The sequence below is a fragment of the Acinetobacter dispersus genome (assembly GCF_009884975.1).
GTDB classification, from domain to species: domain Bacteria; phylum Pseudomonadota; class Gammaproteobacteria; order Pseudomonadales; family Moraxellaceae; genus Acinetobacter; species Acinetobacter dispersus.
The window spans coordinates 3,299,910-3,318,612 of record NZ_CP041970.1; the positions used below are offsets into that span (position 1 = coordinate 3,299,910).

Sequence of the window (18,703 nt, forward strand, 5' to 3'; positions counted from 1 at the left end):
GCTTGAGGCGTAAAATAGATACCAAGAACAGAACTTCTACTCTATAGGAGAAACCAAATGAAAAGAATTCTGGGTGTGTATCAGAACAAACACATGCACTGGGTCGGTGATGGTTTCCCAGTTTATAACTTGTTTTCCTATGACCGTTTAGGCCAAAGCCTCAGCCCATTCCTGTTATTGGACTATGCAGCACCGTATCGTTTTGATCCAACCACAGCACAGCATGGTGTAGGTTCACATCCTCATCGTGGCTTTGAGACCGTCACCATTGCCTATAAAGGTGAAGTGACGCATAAAGACTCAAGTGGCGGTGGTGGAACGATCAAAGCAGGCGATGTGCAATGGATGACTGCTGGTGGTGGTATTTTACATCAAGAGTTCCATTCTCCTGAGTTCGCCCATCAAGGTGGTTTGTTTGAAATGGTTCAGTTGTGGGTCAATTTGCCAGCGCATTCAAAAATGACGCCAGCAAAATACCAAGCCATTGAAGCAGATCAAATTCAGCATATTGCACTGGATGATGCAGGTAGTGAAATGCGTATTATTGCGGGTCAATACCAAGATACTACAGGTGCTGCGACGACGTTTAGCCCAGTCAATGTTTGGGATGGTACGATTGTACAAGGTCAAGAACATACCTTTTATGCAACTGAAGGTCATACTGCATTATTAGTATTGCTCTCAGGGCAGGTGATCTTAAATGAAAGCCAAAGCATAGAGGCACCAAGTTTGGTGGTGCTGAGCCGTGAAGAAATCGACTTTAGCATCAAGGCCGAACAAGACAGTAAATTCCTGATTTTGACAGGCCAACCACTGAATGAACCGATTGAAGGCTATGGACCTTTTGTCATGAATAGCAAAGCAGAAATCGTTGAAGCAGTTCGTGATTTCAATAGTGGTAAATTTGGTTCGATGGAAGCTTAATTGTAAATTAAATCAGTTGCTTATATAAGAAAGCCTATCACTCCTTTAGAGTGATAGGCTTTCGCTGTAAGGGTCCTCTATTGATTTTTTTAATATTATGTCACTTATAATTATTCAGCTTGTTATGTGACTTTGTTCTCGTTATTGTTTAATAAAAATAGCACTAATATTGGGCTTTGCAAAGGCTATAAAGCATTGAAAATGAAAAAATATAGAATGTTCTGTATGTTTTTGTGTCCTAAAGTGTAATAAATTTAATTTTTTCATCATGTTAAGATCGAAATGCAAATTGTGATAAAATGTAACAAGAATCCAACAACGATATTACGACAAAAGTCTGGCAGAAGCCTTCAATCTGGTATTTTTTAATACCGCGTTTCGCTTAACTATCAGTCATAATCAAGAAAAATCATCAACTGATGGGACATAATTTTGGATATTGCAATTATTGGCAGTGGAATGGCAGGACTTGCCTCAGCCAGAATCCTACATGATGCAGGGCATAAGGTCACGATATTCGAAGCACTCGCAGGGCGAGGCATGGATAGTCATAGTATTGATTTTGATGGTGGTATTATTGATGCCCCGCTACGGGTAATGAATCCAAAGCTTTGGCAAAATACGCTCAGTTTGGCAAGCTACTTGGGCATAGAAACTTTCCCTGTCCGTACCTTTATGGCTTGCAGTTGGTTGTTTGAAGATAAAACTGATACATGGTTGACGACGTCGCGCAGCCGAATTGGCAATTTTCCAATTATTAATAACCGCAAAGGGATTCAGCAATATGGTTGGCGCTTGGTCAAAGGTATGTTGCAACTGAAAACAGCGGTACACCAATTCTTTAAATCGGATAATCAAGATATCACCTTAGCTGAATTCATGAATCAATATCATATTGAGGAAGTGTTCTGGCATGGTACGGTGATGCCTGTGCTGTATACCATTTGTACTTGCCATCCTAAAACCATTGGGGAATGGCCAGCCAAACCTTTATTGGAATTTATTCGTCAGTTGACGGAAGGTGAAGCCTTATTACGGATGAAAGGCGGAACGCCTGCATTGGTCAATCGCTTGATTGAAGGCATTGAAATTCATAGTGGTTCGCCTGTTCAAAAAGTTGAAGAGCAGGGCGAAAAAGTTTTGGTGGAGAATGCACAGGGTGAAAGCCAATTATTTGACCGCGTGGTGATTGCGACACCAACCCCAGTGATTGAAGATTTTCTCAAGCAGCCACAATTTGCCGATGATATTGCCTTACTGAAAAAATTCCGCTTTGAGCAGGGCGATTTGGTGATTCATACTGATCCAATTGTAATGCCACAACGCCGTAAAGATTGGGCGGTATTGAGCTATATGATGGATCGTAAATTTACCCGTCAGCAATTTACCGTGTGGATCAATGCGATTGAACCAAGCTTGGTGGGTAAAAATGCCGTGTTCCAAACGTGGTGTCCGGTGATTGATATCGATCCGAAGAAAATCATTTCTAAAGTCAAACTCACCCGTGCGGTGGTCGATTCAGAAACTGTTGCCCTGAATAAACAAATTCAGCAACGTCATTTGGATTTAAACCGTAAAGTGTTTTATTGCGGTTCATGGTCTTGCGATGGTTTGCCGATCTTAGAATCTGCTGTGACCTCTGCGATGCATATTTCTGAAATCTTAGGTGCAGCCGTTCCATTTGTTGGATTAAAACCAAAAGTCAAAGTTGCGCCTGAACTCGGTTATTAAGCATGACCACCTTCAAGCAAGCGCTGATCGAAAAAGTCATAGGGCATAAATATGCGATTGATGCCAAACGACTCGGTGATGATGCATTGCTTGCTTGGAGTAATTTAGGTTTTTGGCAAGGCCAACATAATCATTATCCACAGGCCTGCCAAAGTCTAGCCGATCAAATTGCGCAATCGAGTCAACTTAAATCCACAGATCGTGTTTTAGATCTAGGCTGTGGACAAGGTGCTAGTCTATTGCACTGGCTCCAGCATTATCACATTCAACAACTCAGTGCAGTTGAGTTGCAGCCTGATTGTGTCAAACGAATTCAAAAACAATTACCGCAGGTCCAAATTCATTGTGGATCTTTTTTGAATTTAAAAGCACTGCAACTTTTGAATTCATTTGATGTGGTGCTATGTATAGATGCGGTTTATCACAGTGATTTGAATTCATTTCTCAATTCAGCATCTTCAGTTTTGAATTCAAAAGGACGAATCGCGTTTCACACATTAATGTGGTCGGAAAATTGGCTAAAGTGTTCTGCTCTACAAAAACAAAAATATCGTTATCTATTAAAAAGTGCCGATGTGAATTGGCAGCATTTGATGGATCGGCAGCAGCTTGCGCAGACTTTAGCGCAGCAAGGTTTTACTGATATTCAAATTCAGGATTTTTCCGAACCCGTATTGAATGGTTTTGCGGAATATATCGAAACACGGAAAATTGAAAAATCAGCATTTGATTTTGCCCAACTCAAAATAAACATGACTGCCAAGTTGTGCCGAAAACTCTACCAAGATGGATTAGTACGTTATATTCAAATCAGTGCAGTAAAAAAGTGAGAACAAGATGCCAAATGAATATAAAGGTTCATGCCTGTGTGGGGCAGTGAGCTATCAGGCGGAGGTTGCGCCACGTTATCGTTTTAATTGTCATTGTCGTGATTGTCAGAAAGCTACAGGCAGTGCTTATGCACCGATTGCTTTCTTTCATCAATCAGAACTGAAGATTAATGGTGAACTCAGATATTTTGAATCTTTGGGATTATCTGGGAAGCCGATCCGCCGCGCTTTTTGTCCGAACTGTGGTTCGCAAATGTTTGGCCTACCAGAACTCGTACCTGAGATGATTTCGATACGTGCAGGAACATTGGATGATCCAAATTTGTATCAACCGCAAGCAGAATGTTTTGTGAGTCATGCAAATGAATGGGATTTATTAAATCCGAATATTTCGCATTTTGAGAAAATGATGGGGAAGAAACGAGAGTAAAGCGAGAAATGGTGCCGGCACACGGATTCGAACTGTGGACCTACTGATTACAAGTCAGTTGCTCTACCAACTGAGCTATGCCGGCAACGTGGCGAGAATTCTACAGAATCTAATTAAAAAAACAAGCGAAAAAATGAGCAATCAGATAAATTTAATTGGATTGTCGAATTTTCGCCAATTTCAGCTTAGCTATTGAGTGCATAGACAAAGGAATCAATCACTTCACCTGTGTTTAAATGGGCTTTGACAGGGACACGTTGATAGCCTGCACCTTCGAATTCATCTAGTGCTTGCCAGTGTTGTTCTAAATTGTCTGAGAAAAACACAAAGCCAGATACCTTTTGATCTGTTTGATCTAAAACAATACCAGGAAAGCCCAATTCAGCTCCCCAACCTTGTTGTTTGAGTGTGCCAAATACATGTGCTTCTGCCCATGTACCACCAATATTTTCCATGATATGGGCATTGGGGCGGTTGGGCCCTAGAGTCCCGTAAACAAATAAATTGAACATAGTGAAAGGTAGAAAAGTAAAACGAATAGAGTAGCAGAGATAACTCAAGATTTTCCAATCGAAACGCAACTGATCGCCTAAAATTGTGTGTGTTTAAATTTTGTGTAATAACTTGAGTGATATGGGCTAAAAAGGATAGTACCGACATGTTCGTTAAAGATAAAGTTGCGGTGATCTTTGGTGGAAGTGGTGCAATTGGTGGCGCAATTGCAGCTGTTTTAGCGCGAGAAGGCGCTCATGTTTGTCTAGGTGCACGTAATCAAAACAGATTAGATCTGGTGAGAGAGAAGATACGTAATGCTGGGGGGCGTGTTGATACGTTTATTGTTGATGTCTTTGATGACGTGCAGGTGAATCAACAACTCATTAATTTAGCAGAAAAAACAGGTGGCATTGATATTGTGGTCAATGCGATGGGTTTTATACATGACCAAGGTAAAGTCATTGAAGAATTGAATCTGAATGAATTTTTGTTGGGGGTCACCCCTTTTCTTAGCGCACAATTTAATCTATGCAAAGCAGTGCTTCCCTTTATGGGAGGGCATGATCGTGCAGGAGTCATCATTAGTGTTGTTGCGCCTGCAGCTTCAATGGCTGTGCCTGGACATTTGGGTCACATTGTAGGATGCGCTGCTATAGAGGCTTTTGTCAAAGCGTTGGCAAGTGAACTTGGACCTAAGAATATTCGGGCTGTTTGTATAAGATCACATGCAATTTCTGATGCAATTCAGGCTGGTTCATATACTCGTGAGGTATTTGCTGCAAAAGCCCAAGCAATGGGACTCACAGTAGAACAGTGGTTAGAGGGAGCTGCACAAAGTACTATGTTAAAGCGATTACCAACACTTGAGCAAGTTGCAGAAATGGCTGCATTTTTAGCATCTGATCAGGCTGGAGCAATGACAGCAACAGTGGTGAATATGACGGGTGGTGCAACAATTAGCTAATCGAAAATGCTGTTTGCTGAGATGTGAATATCGTTATTTATTTAATTGATTATTTTAATGAAAGATTTGGGTACGAAGAAACACTATTTTCTTAAAAGAAAAAAGCCTAAACCCTTTAGATTTAAGCTTTTAGGAATCTATGAGATATCATAGAAAATAAATTTGGCGAGAGAGGGAGTAAAATTATTAACTTAACATTATGAAAATTAATATTTATTAAAAATAATATTTTTTATTTTACCCCCAATTTTACCCCCAACTGCATGAGGGTAGGCGAAGTCGAACTAAGTAAGTAAAGTTTTTTGAACTAATTAATAGCGATGAGTAGACTGCAAACGTATGGTTGCGTTTATATGGATCTCTTTTCGCCTGTTCCTGAACTTGGCCTATATTACTGGATTCTATAGAATAAATGGGAATATATTCCCATTGTTGATGTGGGTCAACTGTTAACCTAAGTTGGCTTGCACTAATTCTGATGCTCTCTTTTGAGTATGTGTAAGGCACGTAATCAAAGGCTACGTGCCGTTAGTAAGAAGACTCTTATTGCTAGAAATAGACGTTATAAAGTCTTGTCATTTAATATTTAAATTTACCATTCTGATCTGTGAAGTTTGAGTATTCTTTCATTACTAATTGCTCAATTACTTCTTCCTTGCTTATATTTTTCAGTTTTGCTAGATCCTCTAGCTTACTATGAGTCATTTTAGTAAGGGGGAGGTGGTAGGGTTTCTTGGTTTTGTTTGACTCTCTAAATTTTTTCTGACTCCAAGTCTTACGCATGGTGTCTAAGAAAATCTTCTTTTCGCTAGGGTGAGAAAAATTTAATTTATCTATTAATATTAAAACCTTATTATATAAATCGCTTTCAAAATATGGCAGAAAAATAGACATATTTTTATTATGCTTATGGAGATAATGCCAACACCATTCTATTTGCATTTCATCTTCTTTTTGAAGCCATTTTTTTAGATTGAGATTATTTATTGTTTGTTCCCAGTTTTTTCTTATAGTATCTATAAGTTTTATTTTTTCTGCTGGAGCTAAACTTAATACATCAATATGATATATAAAAGCTAAATATAAATCATTTGAAAAGAATGATATATTCTGATAAGGAGGGCTGTAGAAACCAAGTATATTTAATTGGTTGCGACCGTAACCTAAATTTATTGTATTGTTAATTAATGGGGTGTATGAGGAGGTTTTTATTTTATCGTTTATTAATTCTGTGCGGATGTTCTTATTGTAGATAGAAATAGTCATCAATTTTAGATGGTAAATTGACTCTAATAAATAGCTAAGTAAACGTGTGTCTTTTATGTCGATCCAATTAAAGTTTTTTTCTTCAATAAAATTATTTTCAATATCATTTTTAAGTTTATTAAATAAACTTATGTCTAAAAAGTTTGATTTGCAAAAGTTAATTAATGACTTTTTAACAGAGTCAATATCATGAGGTTGTAATCCAGATATTGTAGGTTCTCCAAAAATATACCATGTAAATAGTAGTTCTCTTGTGTTGAAATTTTCTATCAAATCAGTAAACATATTGGATGATTTTTCGTTCATTTGAAAAGTCTACATGTAGTATTGTTGTAGATATAGTGTAGGGTTTTTTATTAATTATATCAATATTTTCATACTTGATTAGAGGTGTTTATTTGATTTGGTATATTTTAAATCAATAGTTTATTGTGATTTGTGTGAATTTAATAGTGGTGATTAGTAGGGAGTGTTTGTATCCAAAATAGTGAAAAAATATAAGTTTGCATGATAAAATAAGCAATAGATGAAAAAATAGTTCTCTCTTTATTACGTTACTTATAGTTAGTAAGTCTATTTGCTTAAACCATAAGTGAAAAAATCATGTTCTATAATGCTAAATATACATAAATTTTCTAGTGTAGGATTACCATAGAGAGGAATTATATGCTATTCATCTTCCGTATTGAGGGTGAGAGTTAATATAGATTGTATTGTAGTAATTGGTGTGGGTTTGATTTTTAATTTTAATTTTAATTTTTTTTGGTGTGAATTAATTAATCTTATTTTTGAGATATTTTTATTGGTTAACTTTAGCTTTTAAGTATTTTGGGTTGTGTAAAGGTTTTTGGGCTTATGTGTTAATAGTGTGTTAAAAAAGCTATGATGTATTTTTTATTTTATTTCAGGTATATTAATTATTCTAATCTAATCTAATCTGGTGTTGATGTAATGATGTTTATAGGTTGCTAATTGTTGGTGAGTGTATCTTAGCTTAAGGATTATAGTTATTGAGTGATGGAATACCTTAAAAAATAATTTAAATGACTTAGCTATGATTTAAACTCAACATAGGTAAGCATGATGTCAAATCAATCAAAAACGCTATTGGCAATAGAATCTTTCATTGAAAGAGTTCAATGCGGTCTAATTGATAATGGAAAATTGTTGTATGAATTGCAGGAGTTAATTCCAGCTTTTTATCTTCAGCACTGTCAGAATGTGTGGTACAGCAAGCACATTCAGATCTTTATGAGGATCATAGATACTGTTGAAAGCTATTTACATGGTCAAAATTATTGTTCTTTAGATATGCTCTTAGATCATCAAATTGAACCTCTACGAGCATTAGTTAATGCTTATTATCAGGATATCCTTATTGAACGTCATGCATTTCAATTACAAGAACTGAGCAATCAAAATAAGCTTAGGGAATATGTTGCACGTGTTCTCAATCAGAAATCCCGTTCATTAATTGTTCGTGTCGATTTGAAGTATCACCCAAATGTACAAGATCAGGTCAATATTCATTTATTTAATCAGCACATGAAAGTACTTCGCAATCGGGTTTCTAATGGGGATCGCTATTTTTCTGATTTAGAGGGATTTGTCTGGGCTTTAGAGCAAGGGGGTGAATCTAGTGGTTTCCATTGCCATTTAATGCTGATCTATGATGGGCATAAACGACAGAATGATTTTGGGCTTGCTTTAGCAATAGGTGAATGCTGGAAGGAAATTACACATGGCTTAGGTGCCTTTTATACGCCTAATAATCCTACATCTAAAGCTCGTTTCGAAATGGAAGGGACGTGGGCATTAGGACGTAAGAACAGAGCCAATGTTCAGCATTGCCAAAGTGTTATTGCATATGCTTCTTATTTGGCACAACCTGAAAAACTTGGTCAGCATCTACGTGTTAAGCCTTCTCAATGTTCCCGTAGCTTTGGTACGGGGCAATAATTTATTGGGTAGTTGTTCATTAGTTTAAAATATTCATCTCACAATGGTGGGATGAATATTCGATTTAAGTCTATGTGTGATGAAACTATTATTTTTTTCTACAAAAAATTAAAAATAATCGCGTTGGTCTTCCTATGAACAAAATAGGAAGATCACCATGCAAGCAATAACTTTAACCTCTCTCGAACATCAAATTGCCCCACGCTTAGAGCAGGATATTCACGAACTATTCTTGAATGTCCGAAATAAACAAAGTGGTAAATATCAAGCCCATGATTGGTGTGAACGACTGCTGAGCTATATCAATGTCTGGCATTTACTCTTTGCAACCAATGACTATCGTTATGGTTTTTGGTTAGAGACCATGATGCAGTGTTATCGAGCAAGCCAAGTTGAATCGGGAATACGAGATATTCGGAACCCTGAACAAGCTAAAAAACTTGTTGCTTTGACCTTGGCTAAATTAGAACGTACTTTCTTAAGTGCTAATATTTTAGAAGAGTTAAAAGAACAAAATGAAAGACACGTCAAACAGATTCAACGATATCAAGATGATTATGACAAAGTCTCTCAATACTGTTTTGATCTCAATAAGATAAATGTGATTTGTGCCTATCAACCAGAGTTTGCGGAGAACATCTCTATTCTGCAAATGAACAAGCATATTCAGACCTTCAATAAATATCTTAAGCAGCTGGAATATTTCCCAGTCAGTTATTTATATTGGTATAGACGTGTTGTTCGTATCCCAGAAAAGAATCAATATGTCATGGTCTTATCTTTGACAGTGAATGCTCGTATCTATGCAGAAACCCCTTTTTACCTAAGCAGATTGCAGCAACTATGGAGCTTTGCAACGGAGTATAGGGGAATGGTGATTGATGTGCAGGATGAGAGTAACTATAGCCACGAGTTAGTCAGCCAAATGTTTTGTGAATTTGATGATCGGGATGACTTAGATGGCTTACTCAAACGGGATATTGTGAATAGCGGTAAGGATTCAATGGTGGTTCGAGTCTGGCCTATAGGCTTTAAACACACCATTGGAACAACAGGAAAATATATCTGAGATGATGAAAGAATTCGCATCTATTTTATAGATGCGAATTACTTAACCAATGCTTTATGTAGCTTAACTTTCTCTTCCTTTGAAAGAGGCATTGATCTAATAAATTCTGTTAATTTGCTCTTACATGAAACATACTCTTTAAAAAAGCGTTTATTGTTTTGGCGACGGTCGACAGAAGTAGATTGATTTTTCATTGAAAGAAAGATGGTTGAGCTGTAAAAACTGAATGTGAATTATGTACGGGTTTAGTCACAGAGTATTGAAAAATATAGGAAATACTGGATTTAAAAGCTTCATTTAAAATTTAATTTATTCTATCTTCCCCAATCGTGCAGACCTCCATTAGAAGTTATCCAAACACCGTCACTTAGATATACAGGTCCACCACTCCCATCACTACAAGCACTGTAAATGTCTGAGAGGCTAGATTCAGTTTGCTTTCTTTGTTGTTTTAGGTGTTCAGTTCTTTTATCTTTTTCACCTTGAGGCACAAAGTAGCGATCCAGATTTTTTTCATTATTCATAAAACTAGTAGTAAATCTAATAAGTCCCTCAAAGAGATTAAATGTTGTATGAGAGAGGGTATGTCTAACGACTTTTCCATGGCTAAGAGATGCTGTATATAAGCTATTGGGTTTTATCGGTAGACTAACATCTTTGATAGGTAGAAGTTGAAGATCTATTCCATTTTTTCTTATAAAAAAATAAGCAATTTGGGCATTATTCGTTTGAGCAAAAACACTTCTATAAGTTGCACTATGAGATATTAAGGGCATCCAACCTAGTTTTTTTAATTCCTGTATAAAAACTTCAGATGTTGAAAGACCTACAATTATTGGAGAATTAGTCGGAGGGGATAAAGTTCCATTGATATCTATAGTACATTCCGATTTTTTGCACAATATAGAGCTATTACAATCCCAATTTAAATATTCTAACCTTATAATCTTTGCATTTCTTAATTTACCATCAGCTCTACGAATCACGACTAAATCATTTTCTTTAAGATCTGTACGAAAGCACTGAACTGGGTATTGTTTGTCATTAAAGTCAGTATAGCTTACAAAGGCAATGATATAGCTCATATTGATGATGGAGTATTGATAAGTATAAATATATTATTGGATAATTTTTTTTTCTGCAAATGGCAAATTTATTATGCTGGTCTTATCTGAGTATGTGGTTTTATAGCTTAAGTGTCTAGTTTATAAAAATCTATGGGGGAGGGGATCAGTTATCTAACTTAAATATTCCTAAGTTTACTAGTAACTTGCGTTCTAAACTAATAGCACATAAATTATTTATGTGATCTACCTATTTGGGTTTTTGAATATTTGAAAGCTTGCTAAGATAGAGTTCAAAGTTGAGACTATTTCACCAAATTTTACACATACTAGAAACTATGAAAAATATATTTTTAAAACGTAATTATCGGGGAAAAGTATCAGTCGAAGATGCTCTGAAACACCAAGCATTTATTGATGATATGAAAAAAGATGCGGTATTTTATCATTTAGATGATCTAGATGGAGCTACTGTTCCATACAGCATGTTGCATCGCATTATTCAGAAACTGAAAACACGTAATGGTGGTTTTACGTTACCTGAAAAGTCATATTTAAATCGTCAAGATTTGTTAGCCCTAAAAAGGTTTATTGATAGTGAAATTTCATTTAATCAATATAGGAAAGAAGCGGCTCTTGAAAAGATAAAACGAATAGAGGTTGGGCAAGAAGAAAAATTAAGATTATATCATCTCAAGGAGTTAGAACTCATTGAAGAGAAGAAGAAACAGGAAAAGCTATCTAGAGAAAGGAAGCTTAAGGATCAAGTTGAACGTGAGAAGCAAAGAATCAGAGAGTCTGATCCCAAGTTTATCGCAAGGCAAAAAGAGAAGGCTCTGTTTAAGAAATATGAGTTAGAGCCATTTCATATTCCAAATGAATTAAGAAGTAGATTGTTAAGAATATTAAGTCTCTTAGAAAGAGAGCAACGTTTATCAGACAACGATCGTATATGGCTAACTTCAGAAGGCTATGAGTTTTTTACAGGGAAGCTAAAGAATAAATTTCATCGCTTTGAAGCCGAGGTCTACCTTCAGGAATATAAAGTAAAGAAAAGTAATTGGTCTGCAATCAACGCATCTAGTCATTTAAGAAAATGTCAGGCGAGTAAAGAAGCCGAAGCTTTTTTAGAAAATACTAAGATATCTGTGAATGAGGATAAAAAAGTACTATCTGCCTATTTTACGACACTAGGAGGTGTCAAAAGAGATCTAAAAAAATCAGATCTAGCGATAGAGCATGGCATAAGAGCGCATGAAATTAAACCTAAAGATTATAGGCCTTGTACATTACTTGGCGCTATATACATGGAAACTCATAACTACACACTTGGACATGAGTGGTATGAAAAGGCCCGTGAGCGTGGTGCGCCGGAAAATTCGATAAATGCTGAGTTGAAAAGTATTTTATTTAAGCTTGACCAACGTAAACGTTCTGAGATGATTGAAAACTTGCTTAAAAAAGATCGAGCTGTATATGGATGGTTAAGGGTTTTAAAATAGAATAAGGAAATGGATAGCAACTGGGCAAAGATATAAATGTTCATTGATCGAAATAACAAGTGTAATGAAAGATAGGGGACATTTATAGAATCTAAGGTAAGAAAGGAGTAAATTTTTCAATGATTAAATAGGGGGATTATGGTTCGGCCTATTTTTGATCAGATATAAATCTCTTTTATTGTAGAATAATTATAAGTTTAAATGTATTAGAAACTACTGATGAATAAATATGAAACTTTATTACAGCTCAGGACTGATTTAGACAAATCTGAGCAAGATCTATTTTCCTCTTTGGGTGAAATTGAAGAACGTTTTATAGAAGCCATGAAAGATAGCATGGTTTTCAACTATCAAGAGGTTTTGTTTAGATACACAAAGATAGATGAAAAAATAATTGCTAGTTTTGATGAGAATACGACCTTAGCCTTTCTTACTTCGGTTATTCGTATGGAGAGGTTTGCAGAAGGCACTATTTCTTATAATCTACGTTCAGGTTTGGTGTTGAAAGCATTAGAACATTTAGCTACGTTCGACAATCTTGAACATAAAGTTATGTTGAATGACATCTTGCAAATTAAAGATTTAAATAATACAAAAATACGTTTAAATGTTATGTTTGCCGGTAACTGGAATCCAATTGAGGTATTCAAAGATGGGAATATGACCGAGATTCTTAGAGGTCATTACTGGAACTATACCTCTAAAAAATCTTATAAAGATGCGCAAACAACTATCGGATTGATACGAATAAAACCAAATGAAGATTTATGGCTATTAGTTCATATAGGAAAAGTTACTAAGGATCTTAATAAGTTCAATGATGTTGGTTATGAGTTTAAGGTTCTAGAGCAGTACCGTAAATATTTTGGTCGAGTCATAGTAAGGTATAAAAATTCATCACAGGCTCTGATTCGGAATGCTCATACGATTATCCATGATTGTGAAATTCATCAAATACTTCCAGATGTTTTTGATAATGATATTTTCCCAGGATATGAGAATGTGAATATATCTTGGCAGGAACTGCAACGAGTGATCGATAAAGACTCTTGGAAAACAGCCTTACAAAACCAAAAAGCTGTGTACTTAATTACTGATATTTCAAATGGTAAAAAATATGTTGGCTCTGCCTATGCTGAAAATATGTTGCTCAATCGATGGCAGAGTTATGTCAAAAGTAGGCATGGTGGAAATGTTCAGCTAAAGCAGCTCACAAAGAAGCATATTGAAGATAATTTTAGATACTCAATATTAGATATTTTTAAGTCTACTACCGATGATAGGGTGATATTAAGTAGAGAAAGCTGGTGGAAAGATACGTTATTAACCAGAAGGTTTGGTTACAACTCTAATTAGTGTTTTTAAGTTATTTCCATTTTATTAGAAGGGATTGGAGTTAGTTGAATTGGTCGGTTTCAATTAGGTTACTTCAAATTTCTGAACAAATCTGGAGCCGATTCGGCTCTGTTGATTGGTAAGTGATAATGGTTTGAGGCAAGCCTCTTCTTCCATTAGAAGGTTTATTCAGGCCAGTTTTTAGAGGTTCGGAACACTTTGTTAAACTACTTCTCCCTCTAAATTATAAGTCAGATCAAAACTTAAATCATGGTTCTAAGCCCTATTGAGAGGCTGTAGAGAAAGTGAATGATTGCTTAATATTCACTAAGTTTTTTGTTTAAGAGAATTAGATGAAAACAATAACAAACTGATGAGACATCGCATGAGTTGAGATTGACACTCTAAATCACAGCGCTTATCCTTTGCCTGCTGGCCTACATTGCCAGCGGGTTTTAGCAGACCCATTAAACAAAGACGATGTACAAAAGATAATTTTGTATGTCGTGGACCCGTTCGTCCCCCCTTTTCTCTATGGTAGGGCGGAAGGGGGACACCTTTGTGTGTGCTGGTTTCTTTGTTTACCAGTCTGCTAACCCTCTTTCGTTCTACCACCATTATTTAGCAGTAATCTGGTAGAGCTTCTTAATAAACAAAGGAGTCCGCCATGCGTACTATTTCAACTCTTAAACTATCTTCTTCTCACTATTTGTCTAGGCGTTGTTGCAGGACATAGCTTCTGCTAATTTCACTGAAACCTTTATGACGATCAATATTCATAATGAACTTGGGATTTACCCAGGATAAGTCACATCTGGGCTTTATAAAAACAACTTCATTGATTTCGTTCTGATCTTAATTAAAGCAATTTCACTTACACATTACCTCATTGAAGCCATATCCAGATAGGACTGGCACGCATATGTATTGATGGGAAGAAGAGATGGGATTAACACGATTATTTTTATTATTCGGCTGTGCCTTACTCACAGCTTGTAGCAGTTCATTTGAATCTAAGTTTAAGGATGGATGCAGAAATTGGGGAGCTAATCGCAGTTTCTGTTCCTGTAGTTATAACAATGTTGAGAAGCACTACGGCAAAGATCGGTTAGAACAGATTAAAGAGCCTTGGCAATTTCCCGATGATTGGGCAAACCAAGTACAGCGTGCAGGCTTTGCTTGTATGGCTGAATTGAAATAGGGGGCTGAGTATGAAGAATGTTTTCCTTACTTATTTACTGATTATGGTGGGTTACTGGATCAAATTGATTTGGAGTCTTCCTGCTGGTTATTCCAAATCCTATCTCTTAGGCCGTGCCTTTGTCTGGCCCTTTACCTTTCTGGAATGGCTATTCTCGTAGATAGTCTAAGCAATCATCTCAAGCAACACGATAAAAATGAATAGGTAAAAATGATGAAAAAATTAATTGCCGTGGCAATCTTCGCCAGCGGTTTTAGTGTCCTCAGCCATGCAGCATCTTCTTATGGATTAGGTTCAGCAGAAACCATGGCGCATTTAGTCAATGTACAGAAAGGCAGTGGTTATCAAGCTATTTGTACCTACCGCTCCGCAACACTTCACTATGGTGTACATGAAGTTAAAGCCTCAATGTTCGATGGTTGTGAACAACAACTCGCCTATACCGCAACCTGGGCAGGTGGGGGCATTTTAAGAGTACTCGGCACACGTAATAGTTTATTTGTTCGACGCGTTGGTTACCGTGCACCAGCCAAAGCTTCACAGGCAGCACCAGCGCCAGTCAGTAAATACAAACGCTTATGTGATAACCCAAACGTCTCAGAAAGCTTTAACCAAAAGACGGGTGAGCTGACCAACTGCCGAACAGGTGAGGTAACAATTGATCCTCAAATCAAGGCACTCAAAGAACAGGGCCTATGGCCGCATTAAGGGGGATAGATGATGCAAAAACTTCAAACATCCAAGTTGATGATCCTTGGGCTATGTATTGCGGTGATAGTTGTTGTAGCAGCTGTTTTATTTAACCAGCAGCAACAACGTAAAACTGATATTGAGTTGGCACAACTTGCACTAGAGCAAAGTAAAGTGCAACACCAAACGACTGATCAGGTCAAGGCAGCATCTGAACCGACTGAACCTAAGTTGTCAGGGATTGAAGGTCTAACCGAAGATCCAGAGACGCAAACAGCGCATCTTCAAGTCAGTGCGGATGATGTTGCAGGGGCACTTGCGGCAGTCGATAGTGCCAAAGCCAGCCAAAAAGCAGCAGCAACTGAACGTTTAAGTTATGACGTTGATGGTGAATATCATGAAGGGAAAACCCTAAGTACAAAACTTTCCCGCTATGGCTTAAATCCAATCCAGTCTGCACCAGCCGACTTGCGCACTACAGTTGCTGATATAGATCTCATGCTGGCTTCCCACCTCATGGAAGTTTGGGGGCGTTCTGCTCCAGATCAGGTTGCCAAACGTTTAGAAGGGTGGAGCGAACAGGGCAATACCATCACTTACCGTACGGCATGGGATTCAGATCGTTATCAATGTACCTGGTATGTCGTGCAGTGGAACAAAAGCACAGATGAAGTCATCAACGAAGGCTACAAGCCTTGCTTTGGTCGCTAAGCCCAGCAACAACAGATTCTTCAATACACCATAACTTTCATTAATAAATACGAGATAAGCTTATGAAACTGATTCAACTCCTCGGCTGCGGCCTTTTAACAATGGCAGCGAGTTCAATGGTCTTTGCCAAAACCGAACAGATTACCTTAAAAGCCAATGTTCATTACGGCGAAGAAGCGGTGGTTTTCCCCACTACCAAAGGGGAAGTGATCCTGAATAGTTTTGCCCTACCGATTCAGGTTGCCAAGCAACTCAAAACGTATAAAAAAGGACAATGTCTGGAAATTCAGTCCAAGTATGGTTTCTTTAAAGATACGGGCGATGGTGCCTATATTCAGAGTATCCGTCCATGTAAGAAACCCAACCCGACGACTACAAAGACAACGAACCGTTAATCAAAACAATCATCACCCAAATTTCCCAAATCGCATAAACCCTAAAAAACCACGAGCTGATGCTCGTGGTTTTTTTATGCCTATTCCTCAACTTCTCAATATCTAAATCAGGAGTACATGATGCAGCAATGTCCCTATTGCCACTCAACCCATGTGCAATTACTACGGCGTACCCAGGAAACCCAAGCCCGAACCAAGATTTCATTCTCTTCTTTTTCACCAATGACACTGGCAAGTGCAGGCATGGAACTCTCAAAAAGGCTGGGAATAAATCCACTGCTTGGCGGCTTTATTGGTCTGACCGCAGGTGGGATGTTTCTACTTTACATCCAGCAACAGGACAACCTCGTGATCTGGCATTACCAGTGCGAACAATGTCTGGAACAGTTCGAAATCAAGCGACCTGAATAGAACATAACCCTTATTACATTCCCACTTTATTTATATATCTAAAAGGAAAACATCATGTCACATCAACTTGAACAAATGGCGTATGTCGGACAAACCCCTTGGCATGGCTTGGGCAATCAATTAACCCATAATCAACCCATTGAAGTCTGGGCACAGCAGGCAGGTATGGATTGGCGGATCGAATCTTCCAATGTCAGCTATATGGCTCAAAACCAGCGAGGGCAGAACATTATCATGCCTTATGAAGAACAGCGCGTTTTATACCGTTCAGATACGCATGCACCTTTATCAGTGGTCAGTCAGCGCTTTCAGGAAGTTCAGCCGATGGAGATTTTAGAGTTCTATCGTGACCTGACCGAGCAATCTGGTTTTGAACTGGAAACTGCTGGCGTGCTCAAAGGTGGCAAGAAGTTCTGGGCATTGGCGAAGACCGGACAAAGTGCAGTACTCAAGGGTAAGGATGTCAGTAATGGCTACATTCTCTTGGCAACGGCCTGTGATGGAACTCTGGCAACTACGGCGCAGTTCACCAGTATCCGTGTGGTATGCAATAACACTCTGGCGATTGCACTAAAAGGACAGCAAAGCAGTGCCGGAGTAGTGAAAGTACCGCATAGCACGCGATTCGATGCAGAAAAAGTTAAGCAGCAACTGGGAATTTCAGTACGGGTATGGGATGAACATATGTATGAAATGAAGCAATTGAGCCAACGTAAGGTCACTCAACAAGAAGCCGCGGCGTACTTTGATGCAGTGTTTAACAATACAAACATGAGTATTGCAGAACAGGATGAGAGTATCATTCAGTTTTACCGAAATGTGGCGATGCCGAACCAAACTCACTCAACTCGATCAGACAATAAGACTGAGCCGAATGGACGTGCGATGTCTAAGGTGATGACCATGTTTAACGGACATGGACGAGGGGCAGAGCTGAGTTCAGCCAAAGATACGGCTTATGGTTTACTTTGCTCAATCTCTGAATTCTGTGATCATGAACGTCGAGCCATGAGTACGGATCATCGCCTGGACTCTGCATGGTTTGGAGCAGGAGCATCTATTAAACAACGTGGGCTGGAACAGGCTTCAAGAATGATTGCTTAAATTTAGTTTTAGTTAAGCCTGCTCTATTAGCCTAAGCATACGCTATAGACGTAACAGCGTAGTCATACCTTTCGCCACATTTCCATATGTGGCTTTTTTATGCCTGAAATTCAGCTCTTACAGTTTATGCGGATGAATCATAACAAGAGCAGCAATAGCAGACTCATGGACTAACAAATATTCAGGATATCCAGAAGGGATTGCAGCAGTAGGTATAGGCTTTGAATTAGATGAGCTTGGACAACCTTGGACTGCGTAAAATTTTATTGGATTGGCCTATCGTATGAGCGAATTACCGCTCGCATCATAGATTAGGAGAAAACATCATGAATGCGTTCACAGGTCAAACTTTTCAAATGAATCAAATTATTAACATCAAGCATGTAGTTGAGTTTACTGCCCTTAGTCGATCAAAAATCTATGAGATGATCAATAAGAAATCAAAGTATTATGATCCGACATTTCCTCAGCCTATACGCTTAACAGAGATGCGTATAGGCTGGTCCGCTTGGGAAATCCATCAGTGGATTGAGTCTAAGTTGGAAGAGCGAGAGTAATGGGAGCATTTGCTCCCTTATTTTTTGGATAATAAGTGCTAATCTCAAATACTTTTTGTATTTGT

Annotated in this window: 20 protein-coding genes, 1 tRNA gene and 1 pseudogene; 18 read left to right on the forward strand and 4 right to left on the reverse strand. The window is 37.9% G+C overall.

Annotated features, from left to right (window positions below):
• Positions 1–57 precede the first annotated feature (57 nt).
• The 4 genes from FPL17_RS15180 to FPL17_RS15195 all read left to right on the forward strand — a co-directional run bounded on the left by FPL17_RS15180 (position 58) and on the right by FPL17_RS15195 (position 3,915).
• Positions 58–924 carry a pirin family protein gene (locus tag FPL17_RS15180; RefSeq protein WP_159885956.1) on the forward strand — a complete coding sequence of 289 codons (867 nt, stop codon included), beginning with the start codon at positions 58–60 and terminating at the stop codon, positions 922–924.
• Between the two features lie 432 nt (positions 925–1,356).
• The gene (locus FPL17_RS15185; protein ID WP_004803715.1) at positions 1,357–2,655 is read left to right on the forward strand and encodes an FAD-dependent oxidoreductase; all 1,299 of its coding nucleotides are present in this window, start codon (positions 1,357–1,359) and stop codon (positions 2,653–2,655) included.
• Between the two features lie 2 nt (positions 2,656–2,657).
• Positions 2,658–3,485 (forward strand): SAM-dependent methyltransferase, encoded by an 828-nt coding sequence (locus FPL17_RS15190; protein ID WP_159885958.1) that lies wholly within the window; start codon positions 2,658–2,660, stop codon positions 3,483–3,485.
• A gap of 7 nt (positions 3,486–3,492) precedes the next feature.
• Positions 3,493–3,915: a GFA family protein gene (locus FPL17_RS15195; protein ID WP_159885960.1), complete on the forward strand. Its 423-nt coding sequence runs from the start codon at positions 3,493–3,495 to the stop codon at positions 3,913–3,915.
• A gap of 9 nt (positions 3,916–3,924) precedes the next feature.
• Here FPL17_RS15195 and FPL17_RS15200 read toward each other — a convergent pair.
• Both FPL17_RS15200 and FPL17_RS15205 read right to left on the reverse strand, forming a co-directional pair.
• Positions 3,925–4,000, reverse strand: a tRNA-Thr gene (locus FPL17_RS15200).
• Positions 4,001–4,100: 100 nt separating this feature from the next.
• Entirely contained in the window at positions 4,101–4,427 is a 327-nt protein-coding gene (locus FPL17_RS15205; protein ID WP_159886878.1) for a gamma-glutamylcyclotransferase family protein, read from the reverse strand.
• A 146-nt stretch (positions 4,428–4,573) separates the two neighbouring features.
• Between FPL17_RS15205 and FPL17_RS15210 the strand changes: the two genes are divergently transcribed.
• Positions 4,574–5,374 carry an SDR family NAD(P)-dependent oxidoreductase gene (locus FPL17_RS15210; protein ID WP_159885962.1) on the forward strand — a complete coding sequence of 267 codons (801 nt, stop codon included), beginning with the start codon at positions 4,574–4,576 and terminating at the stop codon, positions 5,372–5,374.
• Between the two features lie 579 nt (positions 5,375–5,953).
• On the opposite strand, the gene FPL17_RS15215 is transcribed toward FPL17_RS15210, so the two are convergent.
• Positions 5,954–6,946, reverse strand: coding sequence for a hypothetical protein (locus FPL17_RS15215; protein WP_159885964.1), 993 nt, complete (start codon positions 6,944–6,946; stop codon positions 5,954–5,956).
• 945 nt (positions 6,947–7,891) lie between these two features.
• Here FPL17_RS15215 and FPL17_RS15220 point away from each other — a divergent pair.
• Both FPL17_RS15220 and FPL17_RS15225 read left to right on the forward strand, forming a co-directional pair.
• Positions 7,892–8,599 (forward strand): YagK/YfjJ domain-containing protein, encoded by a 708-nt coding sequence (locus FPL17_RS15220; protein WP_159885966.1) that lies wholly within the window; start codon positions 7,892–7,894, stop codon positions 8,597–8,599.
• 157 nt (positions 8,600–8,756) lie between these two features.
• Positions 8,757–9,668 (forward strand): hypothetical protein, encoded by a 912-nt coding sequence (locus FPL17_RS15225; RefSeq protein ID WP_159885968.1) that lies wholly within the window; start codon positions 8,757–8,759, stop codon positions 9,666–9,668.
• 314 nt (positions 9,669–9,982) lie between these two features.
• Here the strand turns inward: FPL17_RS15225 and FPL17_RS15230 are convergent, their stop codons facing one another.
• Positions 9,983–10,753 (reverse strand): hypothetical protein, encoded by a 771-nt coding sequence (locus tag FPL17_RS15230; protein WP_004770432.1) that lies wholly within the window; start codon positions 10,751–10,753, stop codon positions 9,983–9,985.
• 317 nt (positions 10,754–11,070) lie between these two features.
• Here FPL17_RS15230 and FPL17_RS15235 point away from each other — a divergent pair, with 317 nt between their 5' ends.
• The 11 genes and pseudogenes from FPL17_RS15235 to FPL17_RS15275 all read left to right on the forward strand — a co-directional run bounded on the left by FPL17_RS15235 (position 11,071) and on the right by FPL17_RS15275 (position 18,638).
• Positions 11,071–12,234 (forward strand): hypothetical protein, encoded by a 1,164-nt coding sequence (locus FPL17_RS15235; RefSeq protein ID WP_159885970.1) that lies wholly within the window; start codon positions 11,071–11,073, stop codon positions 12,232–12,234.
• A 336-nt stretch (positions 12,235–12,570) separates the two neighbouring features.
• A pseudogene (locus FPL17_RS19110) lies at positions 12,571–12,702 on the forward strand (GIY-YIG nuclease family protein); the annotation flags it as partial.
• 84 nt (positions 12,703–12,786) lie between these two features.
• Entirely contained in the window at positions 12,787–13,590 is an 804-nt protein-coding gene (locus FPL17_RS15240; RefSeq protein WP_159886880.1) for a GIY-YIG nuclease family protein, read from the forward strand.
• Between the two features lie 922 nt (positions 13,591–14,512).
• Positions 14,513–14,770 (forward strand): hypothetical protein, encoded by a 258-nt coding sequence (locus FPL17_RS15245; RefSeq protein WP_159885972.1) that lies wholly within the window; start codon positions 14,513–14,515, stop codon positions 14,768–14,770.
• Between the two features lie 10 nt (positions 14,771–14,780).
• Positions 14,781–14,930: a hypothetical protein gene (locus FPL17_RS18810; protein WP_167515374.1), complete on the forward strand. Its 150-nt coding sequence runs from the start codon at positions 14,781–14,783 to the stop codon at positions 14,928–14,930.
• 50 nt (positions 14,931–14,980) lie between these two features.
• Entirely contained in the window at positions 14,981–15,478 is a 498-nt protein-coding gene (locus FPL17_RS15250; protein WP_159885974.1) for a hypothetical protein, read from the forward strand.
• Between the two features lie 12 nt (positions 15,479–15,490).
• The gene (locus tag FPL17_RS15255) at positions 15,491–16,171 is read left to right on the forward strand and encodes a hypothetical protein (RefSeq protein WP_159886882.1); all 681 of its coding nucleotides are present in this window, start codon (positions 15,491–15,493) and stop codon (positions 16,169–16,171) included.
• 62 nt (positions 16,172–16,233) lie between these two features.
• Positions 16,234–16,566 carry a hypothetical protein gene (locus FPL17_RS15260; protein WP_159885976.1) on the forward strand — a complete coding sequence of 111 codons (333 nt, stop codon included), beginning with the start codon at positions 16,234–16,236 and terminating at the stop codon, positions 16,564–16,566.
• Between the two features lie 120 nt (positions 16,567–16,686).
• Positions 16,687–16,977 carry a hypothetical protein gene (locus FPL17_RS15265; protein ID WP_159885978.1) on the forward strand — a complete coding sequence of 97 codons (291 nt, stop codon included), beginning with the start codon at positions 16,687–16,689 and terminating at the stop codon, positions 16,975–16,977.
• Positions 16,978–17,031: 54 nt separating this feature from the next.
• Entirely contained in the window at positions 17,032–18,081 is a 1,050-nt protein-coding gene (locus FPL17_RS15270) for a DUF932 domain-containing protein (RefSeq protein WP_159885980.1), read from the forward strand.
• A gap of 326 nt (positions 18,082–18,407) precedes the next feature.
• Positions 18,408–18,638, forward strand: coding sequence for a helix-turn-helix transcriptional regulator (locus FPL17_RS15275; RefSeq protein ID WP_159885982.1), 231 nt, complete (start codon positions 18,408–18,410; stop codon positions 18,636–18,638).
• The last annotated feature ends 65 nt before the right edge of the window (positions 18,639–18,703 follow it).